Raw genomic sequence first — 20,278 nt, 5'->3', positions numbered from 1 at the left:
AATGAAGGAAAAGAGGAACTAACATTCCTCTTTTTTCTTCTATTTAACAAAAAAGTATCTTAACTTTAATAGGTTTAAATTTTTAATTCAATTATGACTTACAGAGTCCTGTTGGTGTCTTTTTATTGCATATGCTGCTTGTCATGTGCAAACAAAGAAACAGAGCGCACCAAAGCTAATAATTTGTTCAGTGAAATAAGTTCAGATCATACAGGTGTTACCTTTTTAAACGCCATAGAAAACGAAAAGGATCTGAACATTTTTACCTACCGGAATTTTTATAACGGCGGCGGTGTTGCTATTGGGGACATCAATAATGATGGCCTCCCCGATATCTATTTTACTGCCAATCAGGGACCAAACAAACTATACCTCAACAAAGGAGGGCTCAAATTCGAGGATATTTCATCAAAGGCCAACATTGAAGGCACTAACATATGGTCCACAGGAGTTGTTTTTATTGATATTAATAATGATGGCTTTTTAGATATCTATGTATGTAACGCTGGAAACGTAAAAGGAGATAATTTAAAAAATGAGCTTTTCATAAATAACGGTGATCTCACATTTACCGAAAAAGCTGAAGATTACAATCTGGCGGAAAACGGTTTAACCACACATGCCGCTTTTTTTGATTATGATAAGGACGGGGACCTGGATGCTTATATCCTGAACAATAGTTTTATCCCCGTGAATTCACTGAACTATTCCAATAAGAGGCATCTCAGGGCGAAAGACTGGGATGTGGCAAGCATTTTAAAAGGAGGCGGTGATAAGCTGCTGAGAAATGAGGGCGGTAAATTTGTTGATGTCAGTGAAGAAGCCGGGATCTTTGGAAGTTTAATAGGCTTTGGTCTGGGGGTGACCGTTGGAGACATTAACAATGACGGCTATCCCGATATTTATGTTTCCAATGATTTCTATGAACGCGATTACCTGTACATTAATAATCAGGACGGAACATTTACAGAGTCTGTTGAAAATTGGACATCCCATACAAGCCAGTCTTCAATGGGCGCAGATATGGCAGATATCAACAATGATGGTAAACTCGACGTGTTTGTTACCGATATGCTGCCGGAGCACAATAAAAGGCTTAAAGAGACTACACAGTTTGAGACTTATGACATTTACAGGAGAAAGCTCGGTCTGGACTTTGATCATCAATTCATGCAAAACACTTTGCAGCTAAATATTGATCATGATCGTTTTGCCGAGATAGCCAACTTTAGTGGAGTTGCAAAAACCGATTGGAGCTGGGGCGCGCTGTTATTCGATATGGATAATGACGGCTTTAAAGATATCTATGTATGCAATGGCATCTATCATGACCTTACAAACCAGGATTTTATGAACTTCTTTGCCAATGACATCATTCAGAATATGGTGTTAACGGGAAAAAAAGAAGAGGTGTCTAATATTATTAATAAAATGCCCAGTACGCCTATTACCAATTACGCCTTTAAAAATTCGGGTGATTTGCGTTTTAACAATATGAGTGCAGCATGGGGCTTTGATAAACCAACATTTTCTAACGGTGCGGCTTACGGGGACCTGGATAATGACGGGGACCTGGATTTGGTCATCAGTAATGTTAATCAGGAAGCACTGGTGTACAGGAACAATGCCGATACGGAGACCTTAAACCATCATATTAAAGTAAAATTAAAAGGAACGTCAAACAATCTTTTCGGTGTGGGCAGCACCATAAAAATGTTTTCCGGCGATGAAATCATAATACAGGAAGTCATCCCTTCCAGAGGCTTTCAGTCTTCTATAGACTACGTTCAAACCATTGGTATAGGTCAGAGGACCATTGATTCCATGGAAGTGATCTGGCCGGATGATACCACGCAAAAGATCTTTAATTTGGAGCCTGATCAGGTTTATGTTGTGGATCAGAAGGATGCGGTAAAACAAGAGCGAGGTATATTAAAAGCATCCGGGACCTTCATTTCTGAAGTTCAGGAGCACACATTTAAATCCCATCAGGAAAACAATCATGTGGATTTCAACTATGAGGGCTTAATATACCAGATGCTTTCAAAAGAAGGGCCCACCATTGCTGTAGGCGATGTCAACAATGACGGTCTGGATGATGTTTTTACAGGGGGAGCCAAAGGCCAGGAAGGGAACCTATACCTGCAGACAGCATCAGGAGATTTTGATCAAATAGAAACCCCCGGGTTTAAAAAATATAAGAACCTTGAAGATACGGCCTCTGTGTTTTTGGATGTTGATAACGACGGGGATGTGGATTTAATGATCGGTTCGGGAGGGAACCAGCCGGAGGATGATAAAAATTATAAAACCCGTTTGTTCCTGAATGATGGTAAGGGCCGCTTTACTGAAAGTGAAAATAAAATTACCTCCACGTTTCACAATACCTCTGTGATCTTGCCCTGCGATTTTGATGCCGATGGCGACCTGGATGTTTTTATAGGCAGCCGAAGTGTTCCTGCCATTTATGGTGTTAATGCTAAACACCTGTTACTGGAAAATAACGGCCAGGGCGTGTTTAAGGATGTTACCCAAAGGAAAGCTTATGCTTTTAATACTTTAGGAATGGTTACCGATGCTACCTGGGAAGATATTGACGGCGATGGCAAAAAAGACCTTGTTTTGGTTGAGGACTGGGGAAGCTTAAAAGTGTTCAGGAATAACGGTAAGCAACTGGCTTTGTATCCAACCACATTGAACGACCTCAAAGGTTGGTGGAATACCATAGAGACGGCAGATGTGAATAAGGATGGTTTACCGGATTTTATAATGGGTAACAGGGGCTCGAACATCCCCTATAAACCTTCAGGAGAAGTACCCATCAAGATGTATATAAATGATTTTGATAATAACGGTACCATAGAACAAATACTTACGGAAACCGTAAACGGAACCGATGTGCCTATCATTACCAAACATGAATTAACAGCGCAGATCGTATCATTAAAAAAGAAGAACCTTAAGTTTTCGGAGTATGCCACCAAATCCATTAACGACCTTTTTTCAGAAGACATTATTTCTCAGTCTATCCTCAGGGAAGTAAACACCTCAGAAAGTGTAGTGGCTTTAAGCAGTCAAGATGGAAGTTATAAGGTGGAGCCCTTGCCTCTACAGGTGCAATTTTCATGTATAAATTCGGTGCAGGTACTTGATGTTAATAAAGACGGGCATTTGGATATTTTGCTTGGAGGAAATAACCACGCTTTAAAACCACAGTACGCCCGATTGGATTCTAATTATGGAGGGCTGTTATTAGGAAATGGCCAGGGCAATTTTACCTGGGTAAACTATAAGGAATCCGGCTTTTTTGTTGAGGGTGAAGTGAAGCATATAGCCGCCTTAAAAACAAAAGAAGGGATGCGCCTCATAGTAGGGATCAATAATCAGCAACCAAAACTATTTAAAGTCAATAATGAATAGGTTTTTACTTTTTTTAGTAGGTGTATTACTGCTTTTTGGTTGTAAAAAAGACGATCAGAAACTTTTTGCCATGGCATCACCCGAGGCTACCGGGGTTCATTTTAACAATGTCTTAAAAGACACTTTAGGTCAGAATATATTGGATTACCTGTACTACTATAATGGCGGAGGCGTTGCTATTGGTGACATTAATAATGACAGTCTCCCCGACATTTATTTTACCTCCAATCAGAATAAGAACAAGCTTTTTTTAAATAAAGGGCACCTGGAATTCGAAGATATAACTGTAGCTGCAAAAGTACAGGGGGAAAGCGACTGGAACTCCGGGGTCACCATGGCAGATGTCAACGGTGATGGGCTGCTGGATATTTATGTGTGTGCCGTTGTAGGCACCAACGGATTTAACGGTAAAAACGAATTATTCATTAACAACGGCGACCTGACCTTTACGGAACGCGGCGCAGAATTTGGTTTAGACCTGGACAATTATAGCTCTTCCGCGGCATTTTTTGATTATGACCTGGATGGCGATTTAGACATGTACCTGTTAAATCATGCCATACATAATGAGGATTCTTTTGGAAAGGCCGCTATAAGGCATAACAGAACCTATGAAAGCGGTGATAAATTGTTTAGAAACGACGATAATAAATTTGTGGATGTCAGTGAAGCAGCCGGTATCTTCGGAGGAGCAAACGGTTATGGTTTGGGGCTGGCTATTTCGGATTTCAACCAGGATGGCTTTCCCGATATATACGTGAGCAACGATTTTCATGAAGACGATTATTATTATTTGAATAATGGCGACGGCACATTTACCGAAGATCTAAAGAACCATTTTGGACATACCAGTAAATTTTCCATGGGTAATGATGCGGCCGATATTAATAATGACGGCTTTACAGACCTGGTCACCCTGGATATGCTACCCGAAGATGAAAGCATTTTAAAAGCTTCGGCCGGTGACGACAACATTCAAATTCAAAATCTCAGAACGGGGCAATTCGGATACCATTACCAATATGCGAGAAATATGCTGCAAATTAATCAGGGAGCCAATAGCTTTACGGAAACGGCTTTGTTGAGTAATCTGGCCGCTACCGACTGGAGTTGGGGCGCACTTATTTCAGATTATGATCAGGACGGCCTTCAGGATGTTTTTATTGCCAATGGCGTTCCAAAACGTCCAAATGATCTTGACTACATTAGGTATATTTCAAATGATCAGGTGAAAAAGAAAATTGAGACCACCAATTTAATTGATAAAGAAGCACTTGATTATATGCCCGATGGGAAACTAAAGAACAACTTTTATTCAGGAAGTCCGGCGTTGAAGTTTTCAAATGAAACCGATATTTGGGTGGATCAAAAGGCATCCTATTCCACAGGATGTGCCTATGGTGATTTGGATAATGACGGCGATCTGGACCTCATAACCAATAATATCAACGAACCGGCCGGCTTGTATATAAACAAGGCTTCGGAGAAAACAAACTCCCTTAAGATCAGATTCAATTATAACAAGGGGAATGCATTTGGTATTGGCACTAAAGTATTTTTATATCACAATGACCGGATTCAGTTTAAAGAACTCTTCACGCAACGGGGATTTCAATCCTCATCCCAGCCTATTTTACATTTTGGATTGGATACGCTGCCGGTTATAGACTCCCTAAAGGTGGTTTGGCCGGATAGAACCTGTAAGACCCTGAAAAATGTAGCATCCAATCAAACACTGGTGATCACACCCGGTGAAGAAGACAGGCCCTATGAGTATCAGGCTTCCAGGTCCGGGGCCGAGGCTGTATTTGTGAAAGTTGAGGATAATTTGGGGATCCACTTTAAGCATTCCGAAAACAACTATATAGATTCTAATCGCCATAAATTAATACCTTATCAGGTATCAGACCGGGGGCCGGCGCTGGCTGTTGGCGATCTCAATAATGACGGTAAAGACGATGTTTACTTTGGAAATGCCAAGCACAAACCTTCGGAAATTTATTTACAAAAAGAGACAGGGTTTGTTAAGTTGGAAGATACTTTAATTGAAAATTTTGCGCTGTATGAAGCCAGTTCTGCCATAGTTGCTGATTTTAACAACGATGCCAAAAATGAACTCTTTGTGGGTTTTGGAGGCGGTGAGTTTTACGGAAAATCAAAGCCCCTTCAAAACAGTTTATACACTTTGGATAATCATGCCTTAAGAGCACTGGAACTGCCGGAAGGGTATGACGATACCGCGGTAATAAGAGCATTCGACTTTGATGCAGATAACGATCTGGACGTTTTTGTCGGCAATGCCACCATATCAAATGATTTCGGAAATATTCCCGAAAGTTATATCCTGGAAAATAATAATGGTGTATTTACAAAAAGATCCCTTGGGCCTTTAGGTATGGTAAGGGATGCCGTATGGACCGACTTTAATAATGATCAGCAACAAGACCTTATCGTGGTTGGCGAATGGATGCAGCCCTTGTTCCTGGAAAATAATAATGGTGCATTCACAGATAATACCCATCAATATCTGGCTTCCGGCTCTAACGGCTTATGGCGAGCTATCTTTCCGTTTGATATAGATGGCGACGGCGATCAGGATTATTTACTGGGCAATTGGGGGACAAATACAAAATTCAAAGCTTCAGAGGCCTTCCCCATGCTTATGTACTATGATGATTTTGATGATAATGGCATGACGGAAACCATTGTGGCCATTGAGAAAAATGGCACCTATTTCACCATAGACGACCTGGATGAACTAAGCTCCCAGTTGATCAGTTTAACCAAAAAGAAGTTTACAGCTTATAAAGATTTTGCAGGAAAGCCTGTTGATATGGTTTTTGACAAGGAGGTTCTGGAAAAAAGCAAAGTTTTTAAAGTGACCCAGTTGGCCTCCGGTATTTTAAAAAACAACGACAGTACCTTTCAGTTTGAACCTTTTGAAAGCCAGTTGCAGGTGTCCCCGATAAATAGCTTTACCGGAGTCAACATAAATGGAACGGAGCACGTATTGTGTGCCGGAAATTATTTTGGCATTAAACCTTATCATGGCAGGTTTGACGGCTTTTTAGGAGCATTGATCTCTCAGGATGATCAGATACAACTCGGACATGTATTAGGGCTGGATTTTTTTAATAAAGCAGTCACCAAACTGGAAACATTTATATATAACAATAACAACTATTTAATAGCGGTAATTCACAATGATGACGTTCAGATCTATAAAATTAAGTAAGCTCGTAATGGCCGTTTTAACAGGCCTTGTATTACAGAGCTGCAAAACTGAGAAGGAACCTATAGCCATTTCGGCAACGGACTTTTACAATGCCGTTGAACAGGTAACGCAAATTATGGTTCATGATATTTTCTCACCCCCGGTAGCCAGCAGGATTTATGTATATCCTAACATTGCTGCCTATGAGATCATCTCTCAAAATAGTGATACCTATAAACCATTGGCAGGTCAACTGAGGGATTTAGAGGCGATTCCTCATGCCGAAAGTGAGGCTGTAAACCTTAAAGTAGCGGCTCTGGTGGCGCATATGGAATTAAGTAAGGCCCTGGTGTTCTCAGAAGAAAAAATGGAACATTTCAGAGATAGCCTTTACGGTATTTGGAAACAAAAGAACGAAGCTGAGTTTGAAGTGTCTGAAGCTTATGGCATGACTGTGGCCAAACATTTAAAACCATGGATCAATAAAGATAACTATGCTCAGACCAGGACGATGCATAAGTATAACGTAGATACGGATGATCCTTCAAGATGGCAGCCAACACCACCGGCCTATATGGATGGCATAGAACCGCATTGGAATAAGATCAGAACCCTGGTTCTGGATTCTGCGGCGCAATTTAAACCCGCCCCGCCTCCGGATTTCTCCCTGGATAAGGGAAGCCAGTTTCATGAGGAACTGATGGAAGTGTATAATGTGAGTCAGGAGATCACGGAAAAAGGAGATACCTCGGAAGAAATAGAAATTGCACAGTTTTGGGATTGTAACCCCTATGTTTCGGTAACCAGAGGGCATTTTATGTTTGCCACAAAAAAGATCACACCCGGGGCACACTGGATCGGGATCACAAAAATTTGCTGTGCTCAGAATAATTATGATTTCGAAGAAGCGGTGTATGCTTTTACCAAAACATCGATAGGGATTTTTGAAGCGTTTATAAGCTGTTGGGATGAAAAGTATCGAAGTAATTTAATAAGGCCGGAGACCTTAATTAATCAGCATATTGATGAAAAATGGCAACCTATTCTGCAAACACCGCCTTTCCCTGAATATACCAGCGGACACTCCGTGGTTTCAGGATCGGCATCAACGGTCTTAACCTCCATTTTTGGCGAAGATCATGCGTTTGAAGATACTACGGAGATTCCTTACGGGCTTCCCATACGTGCTTTCAGATCCTTTGAACACGCTGCCAATGAAGCGGCCATTAGCAGGCTTTACGGGGGCATACATTACAGGGCGGCTATTGATGTGGGTGTGAATCAGGGTAGACGTGTGGGACGTTTGGTGGTGAGCCACCTTAAAATGAAGTAAATAAGAGTGAATAGAAAAAAAATAACATTATGGGCGGTCCTGGTGTTGGCGGTGACCCTTGTGCTGTGGTATTTATTTGTAAAGCCTTATGATTACAAGATCACCTTTACATCACAGCAATCTCCGGGAACCATTTATAGTTCCCTGATAGCCTGGAACCATTGGGAACCAAAATCAAAGAAAGCTGTTTCTGTAATATCAAAGAAGCCTTTTAATAGTATAGTTCAGGAGTTCAAGGTGGCTGATTCCGTTTTTAAGATTGAGTGGCTGCTAACCAGGACATCGGACTCCGTTACCAAAGTGGAAGCACTGTTGTCGGATACCGAACACAGATTGGCACAACGGCTAACAATGCCTTTCAAAAAAACAGATTTTGCCAGGCGCGCTTTGTTAACAGTAAATAATATAAGAAAGGGGATACTGGCGCATGAGGAAGATTACAGAGTTTCGGAAGTCACCGAAGCCGTCATCCCGGAAAGCCATGTGGCATACATTGAGCTTAGTTGTAAAACTTATGAGAAGGCTAATATCATGATCAAGCACACTATTGATGTAATGGACTATATAAGAAATAATGATCTGGAATTAATAGGGGATCCGTTTCTTGAGATCGTGCATTGGGATTTGCAGCAGGATCAGATCACATTTCATTTCTGTTTTCCTGTTGAGGAACTTGAGGATTATCCGCAATCCGAGGTGGTTGAAATAAAAACCTTAGCGTCTAAAAAGGCTATTAAAACACGGTTTAACGGAAATTATAAGATCTCAGACCGGGGTTGGTATCATCTGATTGATTATGCGGAAACTCATGGGATCAAGGTGCAAAAATTACCCGTTGAGATCTTTTTGAATGACCCGCATTCGGGGGGTAATGAACTGGAATGGGAGGCTCAGGTATTTTTACCCCTGGAGCAATAAGTAAAATGATATTGGGTAAACACTAAAGAACATGATAGGGGATCATTTAACATATCATCCGGAATATAAAGCCGTAAGCAACGTAGTCATTGCCGAAATAGAAAAGCAGATGTGTAACGGAGCGCGTTTGTGTATTGCCGTAGGCGGGGAATCCGGAAGCGGAAAGACCTCTTTAGCTTACGCCTTGTATGTTGATATTCAACAATACTTTGGGGTTAAAGGCTTTTTATTTCACGGCGATGATTATTTCTTTTATCCACCCAAAGATAATCACAACCGAAGGCTTAAAGATATTTCCATTGTAGGAACCGGTGAGGTGGACCTGGACCTGTTAAGTCGGAATATTTTGGAGTTCAAAAAAAATGAGGCTCCGGTACATAAGCCTTTGGTCAATTATGACGAGAATAAAATTTTAGAGGAAAAAATAAATCCCGGGGACTTTCAATTTTGCCTGGTAGAAGGCACCTATACCATGCTTTTGGAAAACATAGATTACAAAGTTTTTATTGAAACTAATTATAAAGAAACCAAAATGTCCCGGTTAAAAAGAGCCCGGGATATTATTAATGATTTTAATGAAGAGGTTCTGGAAATTGAACACAACATTATTAAAACGCACAGATCGTATGCCGATTTGATATACGGTAAAAATACAATTCAATTCAAATAATCAGGAAACACATGAGAAATTACATTATAATACTCTGGTTTGTGTCACTGTTTTCATGTGGCAAAGCAATGGAACCTTTTAAGGTGAGTTCCCCGGACAGTGATATTCGTCTGGAGTTTAACCTCGATGAGAATGAGGCCCCTTTTTATAAGGTATATCATAAAGATAAATTAGTTATTGATTCCTCGGGCCTGAGTTTCGATTTCAAAAATCAGGCGTCTTTAGGAGCCGGTTTAAACGTTTTAAAAACCGAAACAAGTACCGTTAATGAGACCTGGCAGATGCCCTGGGGAGAGCAAACAGAGGTTGCCAATCATTACAATGAACTCATTGTTTATTTGGAGGAAGCCACCGAAACAAAACGTAAATTCAACATTCATTTCAGAGTGTTTAATGATGGACTAGGGTTCAGGTATGATTTTCCGGAGCAGGAACATTTACAGGAAGTTATCATAACCGATGAAAATACGGAGTTTAACTTAACGGGTGACCATAAGGTTTGGTGGATTCCGGGCGATTGGGATATTTATGAGCACGTGTACAACGAATCAAAGCTGTCTGAAATCGATGCCTTATCCAAACGGGATCACCCGAATTTGTCGGCGACGCACATACCTGAAAATGCTGTAAATACACCGGTGACCATGAAAACCGATGAGGCCCTGTATCTTAGTTTTCATGAGGCCGATCTTACCGATTACTCCGGGATGACCCTTAAGGTTGATAAAGATGGGCTGGGCCTTACCAGTGAATTGGTGGGTTCTGAACGGCTGGGCGGGAAAGTCAGGCTGGCTGCCCCGTTCAAAACACCATGGCGTACCATTCAAATAGCCGAAAGGGCCGGAGATCTGATAGAATCTAAACTTATTTTAAACCTTAATGAACCAAATAAAATAGGCGATGTGAGCTATTTCACCCCAATGAAATACGTTGGGATCTGGTGGGAAATGCACATAGGAAAATCTACCTGGGATTTTGAAGCTACCCAGGATATGACAACGTATACCCAGGGTAAAGCAAGTTCTAAAACACACGGGGCCAATACGAAGAATGCCAAACGTTATATTGACTTTGCTTCGGAGCACGGTATAAAAGGCTTATTGGTTGAAGGGTGGAACACCGGATGGAATCAATGGCTGAGTGGTGACAGAGAAGGTATTTTTGATTTTATGACGTCCTATCCGGATTACAATTTTGAGGAGGTCATAGCATATGCCAAAGCTAAAGGCGTAGAAATCATCATGCATCATGAAACCTCTGCAGCGCCCAGAACCTATGAGAAACAGATGGACGAGGCCTATAATTTTATGAAAAAACATGGGATTAACTCCGTTAAAACCGGGTATGTAGGTAAAATTATTCCGGAAGGGGAGTATCACCACGGACAATATATGGTGAACCATTACCATAAGGTTTTGGAGGAAGCTGCCAAAAAGAAAATAGCCATAAATGCGCATGAACCCATTAAAGCTACCGGGAAGCGAAGAACCTATCCAAATGCCATTGCCCGGGAAGGGTTAAGAGGCCAGGAATTCAATGCATGGGCTTCCGATGGAGGGAACCCGACAAGCCATTTATCAACCGTGGCCTTTACCAGAATGCTGTCCGGCCCTATAGATTTTACGCCGGGGGTGTTCAATATTAAAATGGATGGTTATAAAGAAAATAATCAGATCAATACCACATTGGCCCATCAGTTAGCGTTGTATGTGGTCATTTATAGCCCTATTCAAATGCTTTGTGACCTCCCGGAGCACTATATGGAAAACGGGCAGATACATCCGATGTTCCAATTTCTAAAAGATGTTGGTGTGGATTGGGAACAAACCAAAGTACTGGACGGAGAGGTTGGAGACTTTGTGATTATAGCCCGGGAAGAACGCGAAACGGGAGATTGGTTTGTTGGAGGTATTACCGATGAACATGCCCGTAACCTGCAACTGAACTTTGATTTTTTACCGGAAGGTACGTCCTTCCAGGCTGTCATTTATAAAGACGGACCAGACGCGCATTGGGACGAAAACCCAACGGATTATGCTATTGAAACCATGGACATTACCAGTAAATCAACACTGGATGTGCATTTGGTAGCCGGAGGAGGTTTTGCCATCAGTATTAAAAAGAACTAAAAAAGCGTACGCATGAAAGTAACCAAACCAAGTTTATCCTTTTGGCAAATATTTAATATGAATGTTGGGTTCTTAGGGATTCAATACAGTTTTGGGTTACAACAAACCGCCGTAAACCCTATATTTTCCTTTTTAGGGGCACATCATGACGAGCTTCCCCTTCTTAATCTGGCCGGCCCGGTCACCGGGTTGATCATTCAACCTATTATTGGGGCTGTCTCAGATAAGACCTGGTCACCACGTTGGGGTAGGCGTAAACCGTTCTTTTTAATTGGTGCCCTGCTGGGTAGTTTGTGTTTATTTGCCTTTCCCTTTAGTCCGGCCCTTTGGTTTGCCGTGGGGCTGTTATGGATCCTTGATGTAGGTAATAATATGGCCATGGAGCCATACAGAGCGTTTGTCGGGGATAAGCTGCCTGACAAACAGTTGAGTTTCGGATATCAGATGCAGAGTTTATTTGTAGGCGCCGGTATTGTATTAGCCAATGCCTCTATTTTCATTTTTCAGGATTGGTTTGGTGGTGCCGAGACGGTTACCGAAGCAACAGAAGGCATTCCCACATGGCTCTATTATTCATTCTTTATTGGGGCCATTCTATCTGTTTCAACCATATTGTGGTCTGTCTTAAAAACACCTGAAATCCCACCTTCCGATGAAGAGTTGCAGGAAATTAAAAAACATAAGACCCTGCCTTTTACAGAGCGGGTGTTTGCGCCCATAGTTGAAATTATGCATGCCGTAAAAGACATGCCAAAATTTATGTGGAAGCTGGCGGGGGTATACCTCTTTCAATGGTATGCTCTATTTGTATACTGGCAGTTTATTGCGCCGATGTTTAAGGAAAGTATGAGTTTTAATGCGTCGGAAGCATTGAGCCAGGCAGCCAAAATGAATACTACCTATAATGTGTCCACCATTGTTTTTGCCCTGGCCCTGGTGCCTCTGGCGTTAAAATACGGTGGGAAAAAAGTATATGTCATCAGCCTGTTTCTAACAGCTGTAGCCATGCTTTCCATCCCCTATATTCAGGATCCCTTACTGGTGATCCTGCCTATGGTATTATTTGGTATAGGCTGGGCGGCCATGATGGGAATACCTTATTCCATGGTTTCCAGAATTGTACCTCAGGAACGGCGTGGGGTCTATATGGGTATATTAAATATGATGATCGTTATTCCTATGGGAATTCAAACGCTTACGTTTGGGCCCATTGTGAAAAACCTACTGAATAACAGTGCGGTTAATGCGATCATTTTTAGCGGGGTGTTTTTCCTGATAGCCGGAGTTCTGGCGTTGCGTTTAAAAGAACCTGCATCCGATAACGATAGTGAAAATGTCATGATGCCCGGCGGTGGCGGTCATTAAATAAAATCTAAGATTATGAAGAATTTGGGGGTCAAGTTATCATTGTTTATCAATTATTTTGTGTTTGCCATACTACTGAATAGTGTAGGTATAGTAATTGAAAAATCTATTGCTGTTTATAATGTTACGGAATCTCAAGCATCCGTTTTAGAGGCTTTTAAAGATTTGCCTATTGCAATTATTTCGTTTTTGGTGGCTTCCTTTCTTCCAAGAATCGGGTATAAAAAAGCCATGTTAACTGCGTTAGTTTTGGTTTTTATCGGATGTTTAACCATGGTTTATGGAAATACCTTTACCTATACAAAGGTTCTATTTTTAAGTATTGGGGTGAGTTTTGCACTTATAAAGCTTTCGGTTTACAGTCTTATTGGTATGCTTACGGAAAGCAAAAAAGAACACGCTTCTTTAATGAGTAGTATAGAAGGGTTCTTTATGGTTGGTATTGCATTGGCCTATTTTATTTTTCCGGCGTTTTACTCAGATGACCCGGACTCCTGGTTAAATGTCTATTACTTACTATGTGGCTTAATTGGCATATCATTTTTACTGCTGTTATTTTCAAAAATTCCGGAGGAAAAACAAGAGCAAACTTCAAATGCTTTGGATGATATAAAGCAATCGGCCCGTTTAATAGCAGTCCCTTTAGTATTGGTGTTCATAATTTCGGCTTTTTTATTTGTTATGATAGAACAGGGTGTTATGACATGGCTGCCAACATTCAATAAAAAAATATTTAAGTTTGATTCCGCTCTAAGTGTTCAGATGGCTAGTATTTTAGCCTTATCTCTGGCCTTAGGAAGATTTGTTGCGGGTTATCTGACCAAATATATCAGGTGGGTTCATTTGGTAATATTATGTGTTATTATTTCCGGTGGCATTCTTATGTTAGTACTTCCGCAACTCAGGGTTGATGAAGCAGTTTTAACAGAGATCGTTTCAATTGCCAATGTGCCGGTTTTAGGATTTGTTTTACCGTTGATAGGTCTTTTTATAGCACCAATTTATCCGCTTTTAAATTCTTCGGTTCTGAGTTCTTTGCCTCAAAAATTGCATTCTCCAATGTCCGGATTAATCATTGTTTTTTCGGCACTGGGAGGGACTTTAGGTTCAAGAATTGTTGGCGAGCTTTTTCATAGAATAGGTGGTGCGAATGCGTTTTATTTCCTTTTAATTCCTATGCTATTGCTTATCGTTTTTGTTTTATTGATTGATAGAATGTCTAAAAAAGAAATAATTATTCAATGATGATTTTTAGATTACATATAGAAGAAACACTCCGGGCTCTACTGGCACAGGAGGACACTGACGGCGATAAAAAAATAACCATTGAAGATAAAGGGCCGGGGTCCTTTAGCTTGAGATCGGAACAGGAGCATTACGAGGTAAAAGGCACCTATCACTTATCCAATCTGCTCCAGGAACTGGTCATTGCCAAAAATGAAGGTAAGACGTATACCGATATTTCGGTTGACATGATAGAAGAGCTTCCGGTGGATCGCGTATCCAGAATGATCAGGGAGTATTATTGGCAGGGTTTGACCCGGACCATGGACGCCGCAGGCATTGAACGCCTTATTTCCGATTCGAAGAACGAGTCCCTTACCGCTGAAAAACTTCCTGTTTACATTCCGTTTGAAGATGCCAAGGCTTTACAATATTACAAAGCGCTTGAAGCAACTGTGGCTATAGAGGCCATCCAACTGCCGGAACACATGACACCGGACTATGTGAAGTCCATCAATAAGAAACCGGGCATATTAAGTTTAAAATTAAAAACCGAGGATGGCAAAACAACAGGTGTGCCCTTTGTGGTCCCCGGTGGGCGCTTTAATGAAATGTATGGCTGGGACAGTTATTTTGAATCCATAGGCCTTATTAATGATGGAAAAATAGAACTGGCCCGGGCCATGGCAGATAATTTTCAGTATGAAATAGAGCACTACGGGAAAATATTGAATGCCAACAGGAGCTATTATTTAACTAGAACACAACCACCGTTTTATTCGTCCATGATCAGGGATGTATACGTGGTAACCAAAGATAAAAACTGGCTGACAAGCCATTTAAGAACGGCTATAAAGGAGTACGAAAGTGTCTGGATGGTAGAAGGAAAGCGGCTGACGGATAACGGGCTTAACCGATTTTTAGCCGAAGGTATCGGGATCCCTCCCGAATGTGAGGCCGGGCATTTCGATGCTATCTTGCAGCCATATGCGGAAGCAGCAGGCCTGAGTATTGCAGAATACATCGCCCGTTATGAAGATGGTACTATAATCAACAAGGCTCTTGATACCTATTTTCTGCACGACAGAAGCGTTAGAGAATCGGGTCATGATACCTCGTACCGGATTGACGGGAACTGCGCCGACCTGAATTTGGTGGAACTCAATGCCTTCCTGTATAAATATGAAACCGATTTTCAATACCTTATAAAAGTAGAATTCAATGATTTGTTTGAAGGCTATACAAGTACCTATTGGGAACAAAAGGCAGAGCAACGCCTGGCAGCCACCAATGCGTTATTGTGGAATTCCGAAAAAGGCCTGTATTTTGATTTTAATCATAAAGACCATAAACCATCCGATTTTATAGCGGTAACCACCCTGGTGCCCTTATGGGCAAACATGTGTAGTGACTCCCAGGCCGAACAGTTGGTGGCCTCGGCCATTCCCTTACTGAAGGAAAAAGGCGGACTGGCAGGATCTACTAAAGCGAGCAGGGGAGATATTACAGAACAAAGGCCCGCCAGGCAATGGGATTATCCCAACGGCTGGGCGCCACACCAGATGATGGTTTGGAAAGGGCTTATGGATTATGGCTTCCACGATACAGCCCAGGAGTTGATCTACCGATGGCTTTTTATGATCACAAAAAATGCCGTGGATTACAATGGCACCATTCCTGAAAAATACGATGTGGTGGCAGCCACCCATAAAGTGTTTGCCGAATACGGTAATGTTGGGACGGATTTTGAATACATCACCCAGGAAGGATTCGGATGGATGAATGCCTCGTATCAATACGGTTTGTCGTTGTTGGATGATGACTTTGTGGATAAACTGAACCACCTGGTAACCCCGGAAACCTTATTTTAAAATTGATGCACTCACTAAGGCTCATACTGTCCAATACCAGATACTTTGCCGTGGTATGGGTATTCTGTTCCTTAAATATCATGATAGGGACCTGGGTCTTATACATTCCCCATGTAAAACATAAGTTGCAGCTCAACGATGCGCAGTTGGGCATCGCCTTGTTTTGTCTGGCATTGGGACTCATGTCATTTATGCCGGTCATTCCGTGGATCACAAAACGTTTTGGTTTGGGACGGACGACCATAGTCGGGATTGTCCTGTTCGCGATGGCATTTTTACTGCCGCTGCTGACACCAAGTTACATCATGCTGTGTCTGGCTTTGTACATCGTTGGGGTCTTTTCGGGCGTTACGGATATTGCCATGAATGCTTTGGTGTCTGAACTGGAGCAAAAGGATGGCGTTAGTTTTATGGCTGCGGCCCATGGATTTTTTAGCTCGGGTGGCGTGATCGGGGCCGTTTTGGGGTCTTTGCTCATGGGACTTGTAACCGTGCCGCAGTACCACATGCTCCTGATAGCTTTAGTGGTGATCGTATCCAACCTGTTGCTGTGTAAACACTATATTAAGCAGGAAGAGACTCCGGCGGTTAACAAGAAGGAAAAACGGAGTTTCAAGGCTTTTAAACCACTTATGGCCATGGCATTTATTGCTATGATCGTTATGGGTAGCGAAGGGGCCATTGAACATTGGAGTACCTTATACCTTACGGAGATCGTTCAGATAGAGAACAATAGTTTAACAGGTCTGGGGTTTATTATGTTTTCAGCCTGTATGACTACGGGTCGGTTTTTCGGAGATATGATAAGTAATCATTTCGGTTCTATAAAAGTGGTGCTCCTGGGATGTGTCTGTGCTCTGGCCGGCTATATTCTGGTCGCTATCGGAACCTTAATAACCGCGACCCTTGGGTTTGGTATTGTGGGCCTTGGGCTGTCCGTCATTATTCCCGAATTGATCCGAATTGCCGGAAAGACGGAAGGTATTTCGGCTTCGGCAGGGATTTCCTTTGTTTCCGGGGTGGGCTTTATAGGATTTTCATTAGGCCCGGTTATTTTAGGATTTATTTCCGATAATTTCGGTTTGAAGATGAGCTTTATGTTCCTGTTGTTTTCAACGGTGTTAGCCATCATGGTTTCAGCGTTCAGGGCAAGACACCTAAGCTTAACAAAATCGTATTAAGTCTTAATTATGTAGACTCCCTGATGACAAGGTCCGTGTCTATAACAACGGTTTTGTTTAGAGCCGGTTTTCCTGCCCTCTTATTTTCTATTTCTTCAAAAAGGACATTGATTGCGGCTTCTCCCATTATAGAACCATCCTGATTGACGGTGGATAGCTTCGGAGAAATTACCGAAGACATAAACCAATTACTAAACCCGAAAACCGCTATTTCTTCAGGGATTTTAATATCATTGTTTCTAAAGTAATGTATGGCACCTATGGCCAGCATATCATTTACGGTAAAAATGGCATCTACCGAGTTGCCATGTTCTTTAATCATTTTTTCGGCATTGAATATACCGTCCTCAAAATCCCTGTTGTTATCACATATATAAACCAAACTTGGATCTAATGGGATGTCGTTATCTTCCAACGCTTTTTTATAACCCAAATAGCGGTCAATGGAATTTTGAGGGTTCAGACCGGCCCTGAAATGCGCGATCTTTTTGTAGCCTTTCTCTATCAGATAACTAACGGCATTATAGGCCGCTTTCCGGTCATCAATGATCACCTTGGAGCTGTGCACAATTTTAGAGATCTTATCAATTTGTACAAAAGGGACATTATAATCCTGCAGTTTTTTTAAATGCGTATAGGTCCTGGTATGATTGGAAAGTGAAATGATTAGCCCGTCAATACCTTTGCTCAACAGGAGATTGACCTGTTTTTTTTCCAGTTCAAAGTTTTCATCACTTTGCAAAAGAATGACCAGATAATCTTTACTGTCGGCAATTTTTATAATGGCTTCGATCACACTGGAAAAGAAATAGTGTACGATGGTGGGGATGATAACCCCAATGGTTTTGGTATGCTGCTTTCTTAAGCTTATGGCCGCCGTATTAGGGGAGTAATTTAACTTTTCGGTCAATTCCAAAACGCGTTTTCTCGTTTTAGGACTCACATCCTGGTAGCCTTTTAAAGCCTTGGAAACAGTAGCAACCGAAATTCCTAATTCTTTAGCTATCTCTTTTAGTGTTACCGGTCTCATGTAGTAAAATGATTGTAAAATCTTTTATAAAGATAAAAGAAGCTGTTGGATTGTTCCTATTAAAAGTAAGGATTTAGAATATAATACGATAACAATCGAAAAGGTTTTCGGTATTTGAAAGGCCTTTTTTTTAAGGATTGCTACCAACTTTACCCCTTGAATTGTATCTTGTTTCTTATATACGAAGTAGTTATGAGCAATACCATGCATGGCGTTATGTTTAATGCCTATCCGGATAGTATAGGAGAAAAACTGGCGGACACTGTCAGCCTGTTGGAAAGGCCGGAATTTAAAGATGTCTTTTCGTTATTTTATATCCTCCCCACGTTTTTTAACAGTGATCTGGACCGGGGCTTTTCCATCATTGACTACGACCTGAACCGGGATCTGGTTTCCGAAGCCGATCTGGAAGCTTTAAAGCAATTGAACATCCGCTTGAAGTTTGATATTGTATTAAATCATTTATCGGTGGCCTCGCCACAGTTTAAAGATCTGCTCAAAAAAGGCAGCGCTTCCGAATACAAAGACTTCTTTATCAACTGGAATGCTTTTTGGGAGGGCCATGGGGAACCGAATGATGAAGGTGTGATAATTCCAAAGGAGGCTTATCTCAACAAATTATTCATGAGAAAAGCCGGATTGCCCATATTAAAAGTGCCTTTTCCCGATGGTACCCAGCAACCTTATTGGAATACCTTTTATCAGAAAGTGGACTATGAAAATAAAAGCTATTTGGGCCAGATGGATGTCAATGCCAGGTCGTCACTGGTATGGGATTTTTATAAAGAGACCTTACAGAAGTTAAGTGCTTATGGCTGCAAAATACTACGGTTGGATGCCTTTGCCTATTTGCATAAAGAAGTGGGGCAGTCCAATTTTTTTAATATGCCCGGAACTTGGGACTATTTGAAGCGCATTAAAAAACTGGCCGATACCCATGACTTAACGGTCTTGCCAGAAATCCATGCGGAATATGGCTTAAACCTGCATGATGAGGTAGCTGCGGAAGGCTATCAGATCTATGATTTCTTTTTACCGGGATTAATGATCCATACGCTTGAAACCCAAAACAACGGGGCCCTTTTGGCCTGGGCCCGAGAAATTATTGACAAAGGCTATAAGACCGTTAACATGTTAGGCTGCCATGACGGTATTCCTGTTTTGGATTTAAAGGGAAAACAGGTGGGGGATACATATCATAAAGGCTTACTGGAAGATGAAGCCATTGAAGAGGTCATGAATGTCATTATGAAACGGGGCGGGCGCGTCAAAAATATCTATGATGCTTCCGGTAATAAGCTGTCGTATTACCAGGTAAATGCTACGTTTTTCAGTGCTTTAGGCGAAGACGATAAAAAAATGCTTTTGGCCAGGGCTATTCAACTCTTTATGCCGGGGATCCCGCAGGTCTGGTATTTGGACCTTTTTGCGGGCAAAAATGATTATGAAGCTGCCGATAAGGCCGGAAAAGGCGGGCATAAGGAAATAAACAGAACCACGTTAAGCATGGAAGCCGTTGAAAAAGGGCTGGAAACACCTGTAGTGCTGGATCAGCTTAAGCTGCTTAGGTTACGAAATACCTCCAATGCATTTTCCGGAACGGTTCAGATCCATGAAACCCCTGCCCATAAGATCCATATCCAATGGGCACATGACGGAGATGTGGCACAACTGCAGGCAGACCTTACCACCTGTGATTTTTCTATAGATTATAGCGAAAACGGTGTGCATAAGGTGCTATCGTTTTAATGCATTTGTCAAAAGGGTCTACATTTTTTTGTGTATTTTATCTGACTCCTTGTGAAAAAATGTATATTTACCCTATCTCTCTTCTATAATTATTATTAGCACTCAAATTTTTTAATGGATTTTGCCATAGGGACTCTTATGGGAAATTCCGAATAACGGATAACTAATTATTAT

At 41.5% G+C, this 20,278-nt stretch carries 12 protein-coding genes; 11 read left to right on the top strand and 1 reads right to left on the bottom strand.

Annotation, left to right across the window (positions count from 1 at the left end):
* Window positions 1-93 precede the first annotated feature (93 nt).
* The 10 genes from Q0983_RS06680 (at window position 94) to Q0983_RS06635 (ending at window position 17,325) form a co-directional block, all read left to right on the top strand.
* The gene (locus Q0983_RS06680; protein ID WP_299550505.1) at window positions 94-3,420 is read left to right on the top strand and encodes a VCBS repeat-containing protein; all 3,327 of its coding nucleotides are present in this window, start codon (window positions 94-96) and stop codon (window positions 3,418-3,420) included.
* On the top strand, window positions 3,413-6,655 hold the full coding sequence (locus Q0983_RS06675) for a VCBS repeat-containing protein (RefSeq protein ID WP_299550503.1): 3,243 nt from the start codon (window positions 3,413-3,415) through the stop codon (window positions 6,653-6,655). The genes Q0983_RS06680 and Q0983_RS06675 overlap by 8 nt, the downstream gene beginning before the upstream one ends.
* 7 nt (window positions 6,656-6,662) lie before the next feature.
* Entirely contained in the window at window positions 6,663-7,967 is a 1,305-nt protein-coding gene (locus tag Q0983_RS06670; protein ID WP_299550502.1) for a phosphatase PAP2 family protein, read from the top strand.
* Window positions 7,968-7,973: 6 nt separating this feature from the next.
* The gene (locus Q0983_RS06665) at window positions 7,974-8,885 is read left to right on the top strand and encodes a hypothetical protein (protein ID WP_299550500.1); all 912 of its coding nucleotides are present in this window, start codon (window positions 7,974-7,976) and stop codon (window positions 8,883-8,885) included.
* A gap of 31 nt (window positions 8,886-8,916) precedes the next feature.
* Window positions 8,917-9,555: a hypothetical protein gene (locus tag Q0983_RS06660; RefSeq protein ID WP_299550498.1), complete on the top strand. Its 639-nt coding sequence runs from the start codon at window positions 8,917-8,919 to the stop codon at window positions 9,553-9,555.
* Window positions 9,556-9,623: 68 nt separating this feature from the next.
* Window positions 9,624-11,684, top strand: coding sequence for a glycoside hydrolase family 97 protein (locus Q0983_RS06655; protein WP_299550627.1), 2,061 nt, complete (start codon window positions 9,624-9,626; stop codon window positions 11,682-11,684).
* A gap of 12 nt (window positions 11,685-11,696) precedes the next feature.
* On the top strand, window positions 11,697-13,049 hold the full coding sequence (locus Q0983_RS06650; RefSeq protein ID WP_299550496.1) for an MFS transporter: 1,353 nt from the start codon (window positions 11,697-11,699) through the stop codon (window positions 13,047-13,049).
* A gap of 15 nt (window positions 13,050-13,064) precedes the next feature.
* The gene (locus Q0983_RS06645) at window positions 13,065-14,294 is read left to right on the top strand and encodes an MFS transporter (RefSeq protein ID WP_299550494.1); all 1,230 of its coding nucleotides are present in this window, start codon (window positions 13,065-13,067) and stop codon (window positions 14,292-14,294) included.
* Entirely contained in the window at window positions 14,291-16,144 is a 1,854-nt protein-coding gene (locus Q0983_RS06640) for an alpha,alpha-trehalase (RefSeq protein WP_366140999.1), read from the top strand. The genes Q0983_RS06645 and Q0983_RS06640 overlap by 4 nt, the downstream gene beginning before the upstream one ends.
* A 5-nt stretch (window positions 16,145-16,149) precedes the next feature.
* Window positions 16,150-17,325, top strand: coding sequence for an MFS transporter (locus Q0983_RS06635; protein WP_299550623.1), 1,176 nt, complete (start codon window positions 16,150-16,152; stop codon window positions 17,323-17,325).
* Between the two features lie 7 nt (window positions 17,326-17,332).
* On the opposite strand, the gene Q0983_RS06630 is transcribed toward Q0983_RS06635, so the two are convergent.
* Complete coding sequence (locus tag Q0983_RS06630; RefSeq protein WP_299550492.1) at window positions 17,333-18,355, bottom strand: LacI family DNA-binding transcriptional regulator; 1,023 nt, start codon at window positions 18,353-18,355, stop codon at window positions 17,333-17,335.
* 192 nt (window positions 18,356-18,547) lie between these two features.
* On the opposite strand from Q0983_RS06630, the gene gtfA reads away from it, so the two are divergent.
* Window positions 18,548-20,104 (top strand): sucrose phosphorylase, encoded by a 1,557-nt coding sequence (gtfA, locus tag Q0983_RS06625; RefSeq protein ID WP_299550490.1) that lies wholly within the window; start codon window positions 18,548-18,550, stop codon window positions 20,102-20,104.
* Window positions 20,105-20,278 lie beyond the last annotated feature (174 nt).

It is taken from the genome of Seonamhaeicola sp. (assembly GCF_028281565.1).
Taxonomy (GTDB): Bacteria; Bacteroidota; Bacteroidia; order Flavobacteriales; family Flavobacteriaceae; genus Seonamhaeicola.
Note: the sequence above shows the minus strand (reverse complement) of the source record. Positions and strands in the feature narration are given on the sequence as shown.

Excerpts from the sequence above, each read along its gene's own strand:
- Q0983_RS06680 (WP_299550505.1), top strand. The coding sequence starts at position 94 with ATGACTTACAGAGTCCTGTTGGTGTCTTTTTATTGCATATGCTGCTTG.
- Q0983_RS06675 (WP_299550503.1), top strand. The coding sequence starts at position 3,413 with ATGAATAGGTTTTTACTTTTTTTAGTAGGTGTATTACTGCTTTTTGGT.
- Q0983_RS06670 (WP_299550502.1), top strand. The coding sequence starts at position 6,663 with ATGGCCGTTTTAACAGGCCTTGTATTACAGAGCTGCAAAACTGAGAAG.
- Q0983_RS06660 (WP_299550498.1), top strand. The coding sequence starts at position 8,917 with ATGATAGGGGATCATTTAACATATCATCCGGAATATAAAGCCGTAAGC.
- Q0983_RS06655 (WP_299550627.1), top strand. The coding sequence starts at position 9,624 with ATGGAACCTTTTAAGGTGAGTTCCCCGGACAGTGATATTCGTCTGGAG.
- Q0983_RS06650 (WP_299550496.1), top strand. The coding sequence starts at position 11,697 with ATGAAAGTAACCAAACCAAGTTTATCCTTTTGGCAAATATTTAATATG.
- Q0983_RS06645 (WP_299550494.1), top strand. The coding sequence starts at position 13,065 with ATGAAGAATTTGGGGGTCAAGTTATCATTGTTTATCAATTATTTTGTG.
- Q0983_RS06640 (WP_366140999.1), top strand. The coding sequence starts at position 14,291 with ATGATGATTTTTAGATTACATATAGAAGAAACACTCCGGGCTCTACTG.
- Q0983_RS06635 (WP_299550623.1), top strand. The coding sequence starts at position 16,150 with ATGCACTCACTAAGGCTCATACTGTCCAATACCAGATACTTTGCCGTG.
- Q0983_RS06630 (WP_299550492.1), bottom strand. The coding sequence starts at position 18,355 with ATGAGACCGGTAACACTAAAAGAGATAGCTAAAGAATTAGGAATTTCG.
- gtfA (WP_299550490.1), top strand. The coding sequence starts at position 18,548 with ATGAGCAATACCATGCATGGCGTTATGTTTAATGCCTATCCGGATAGT.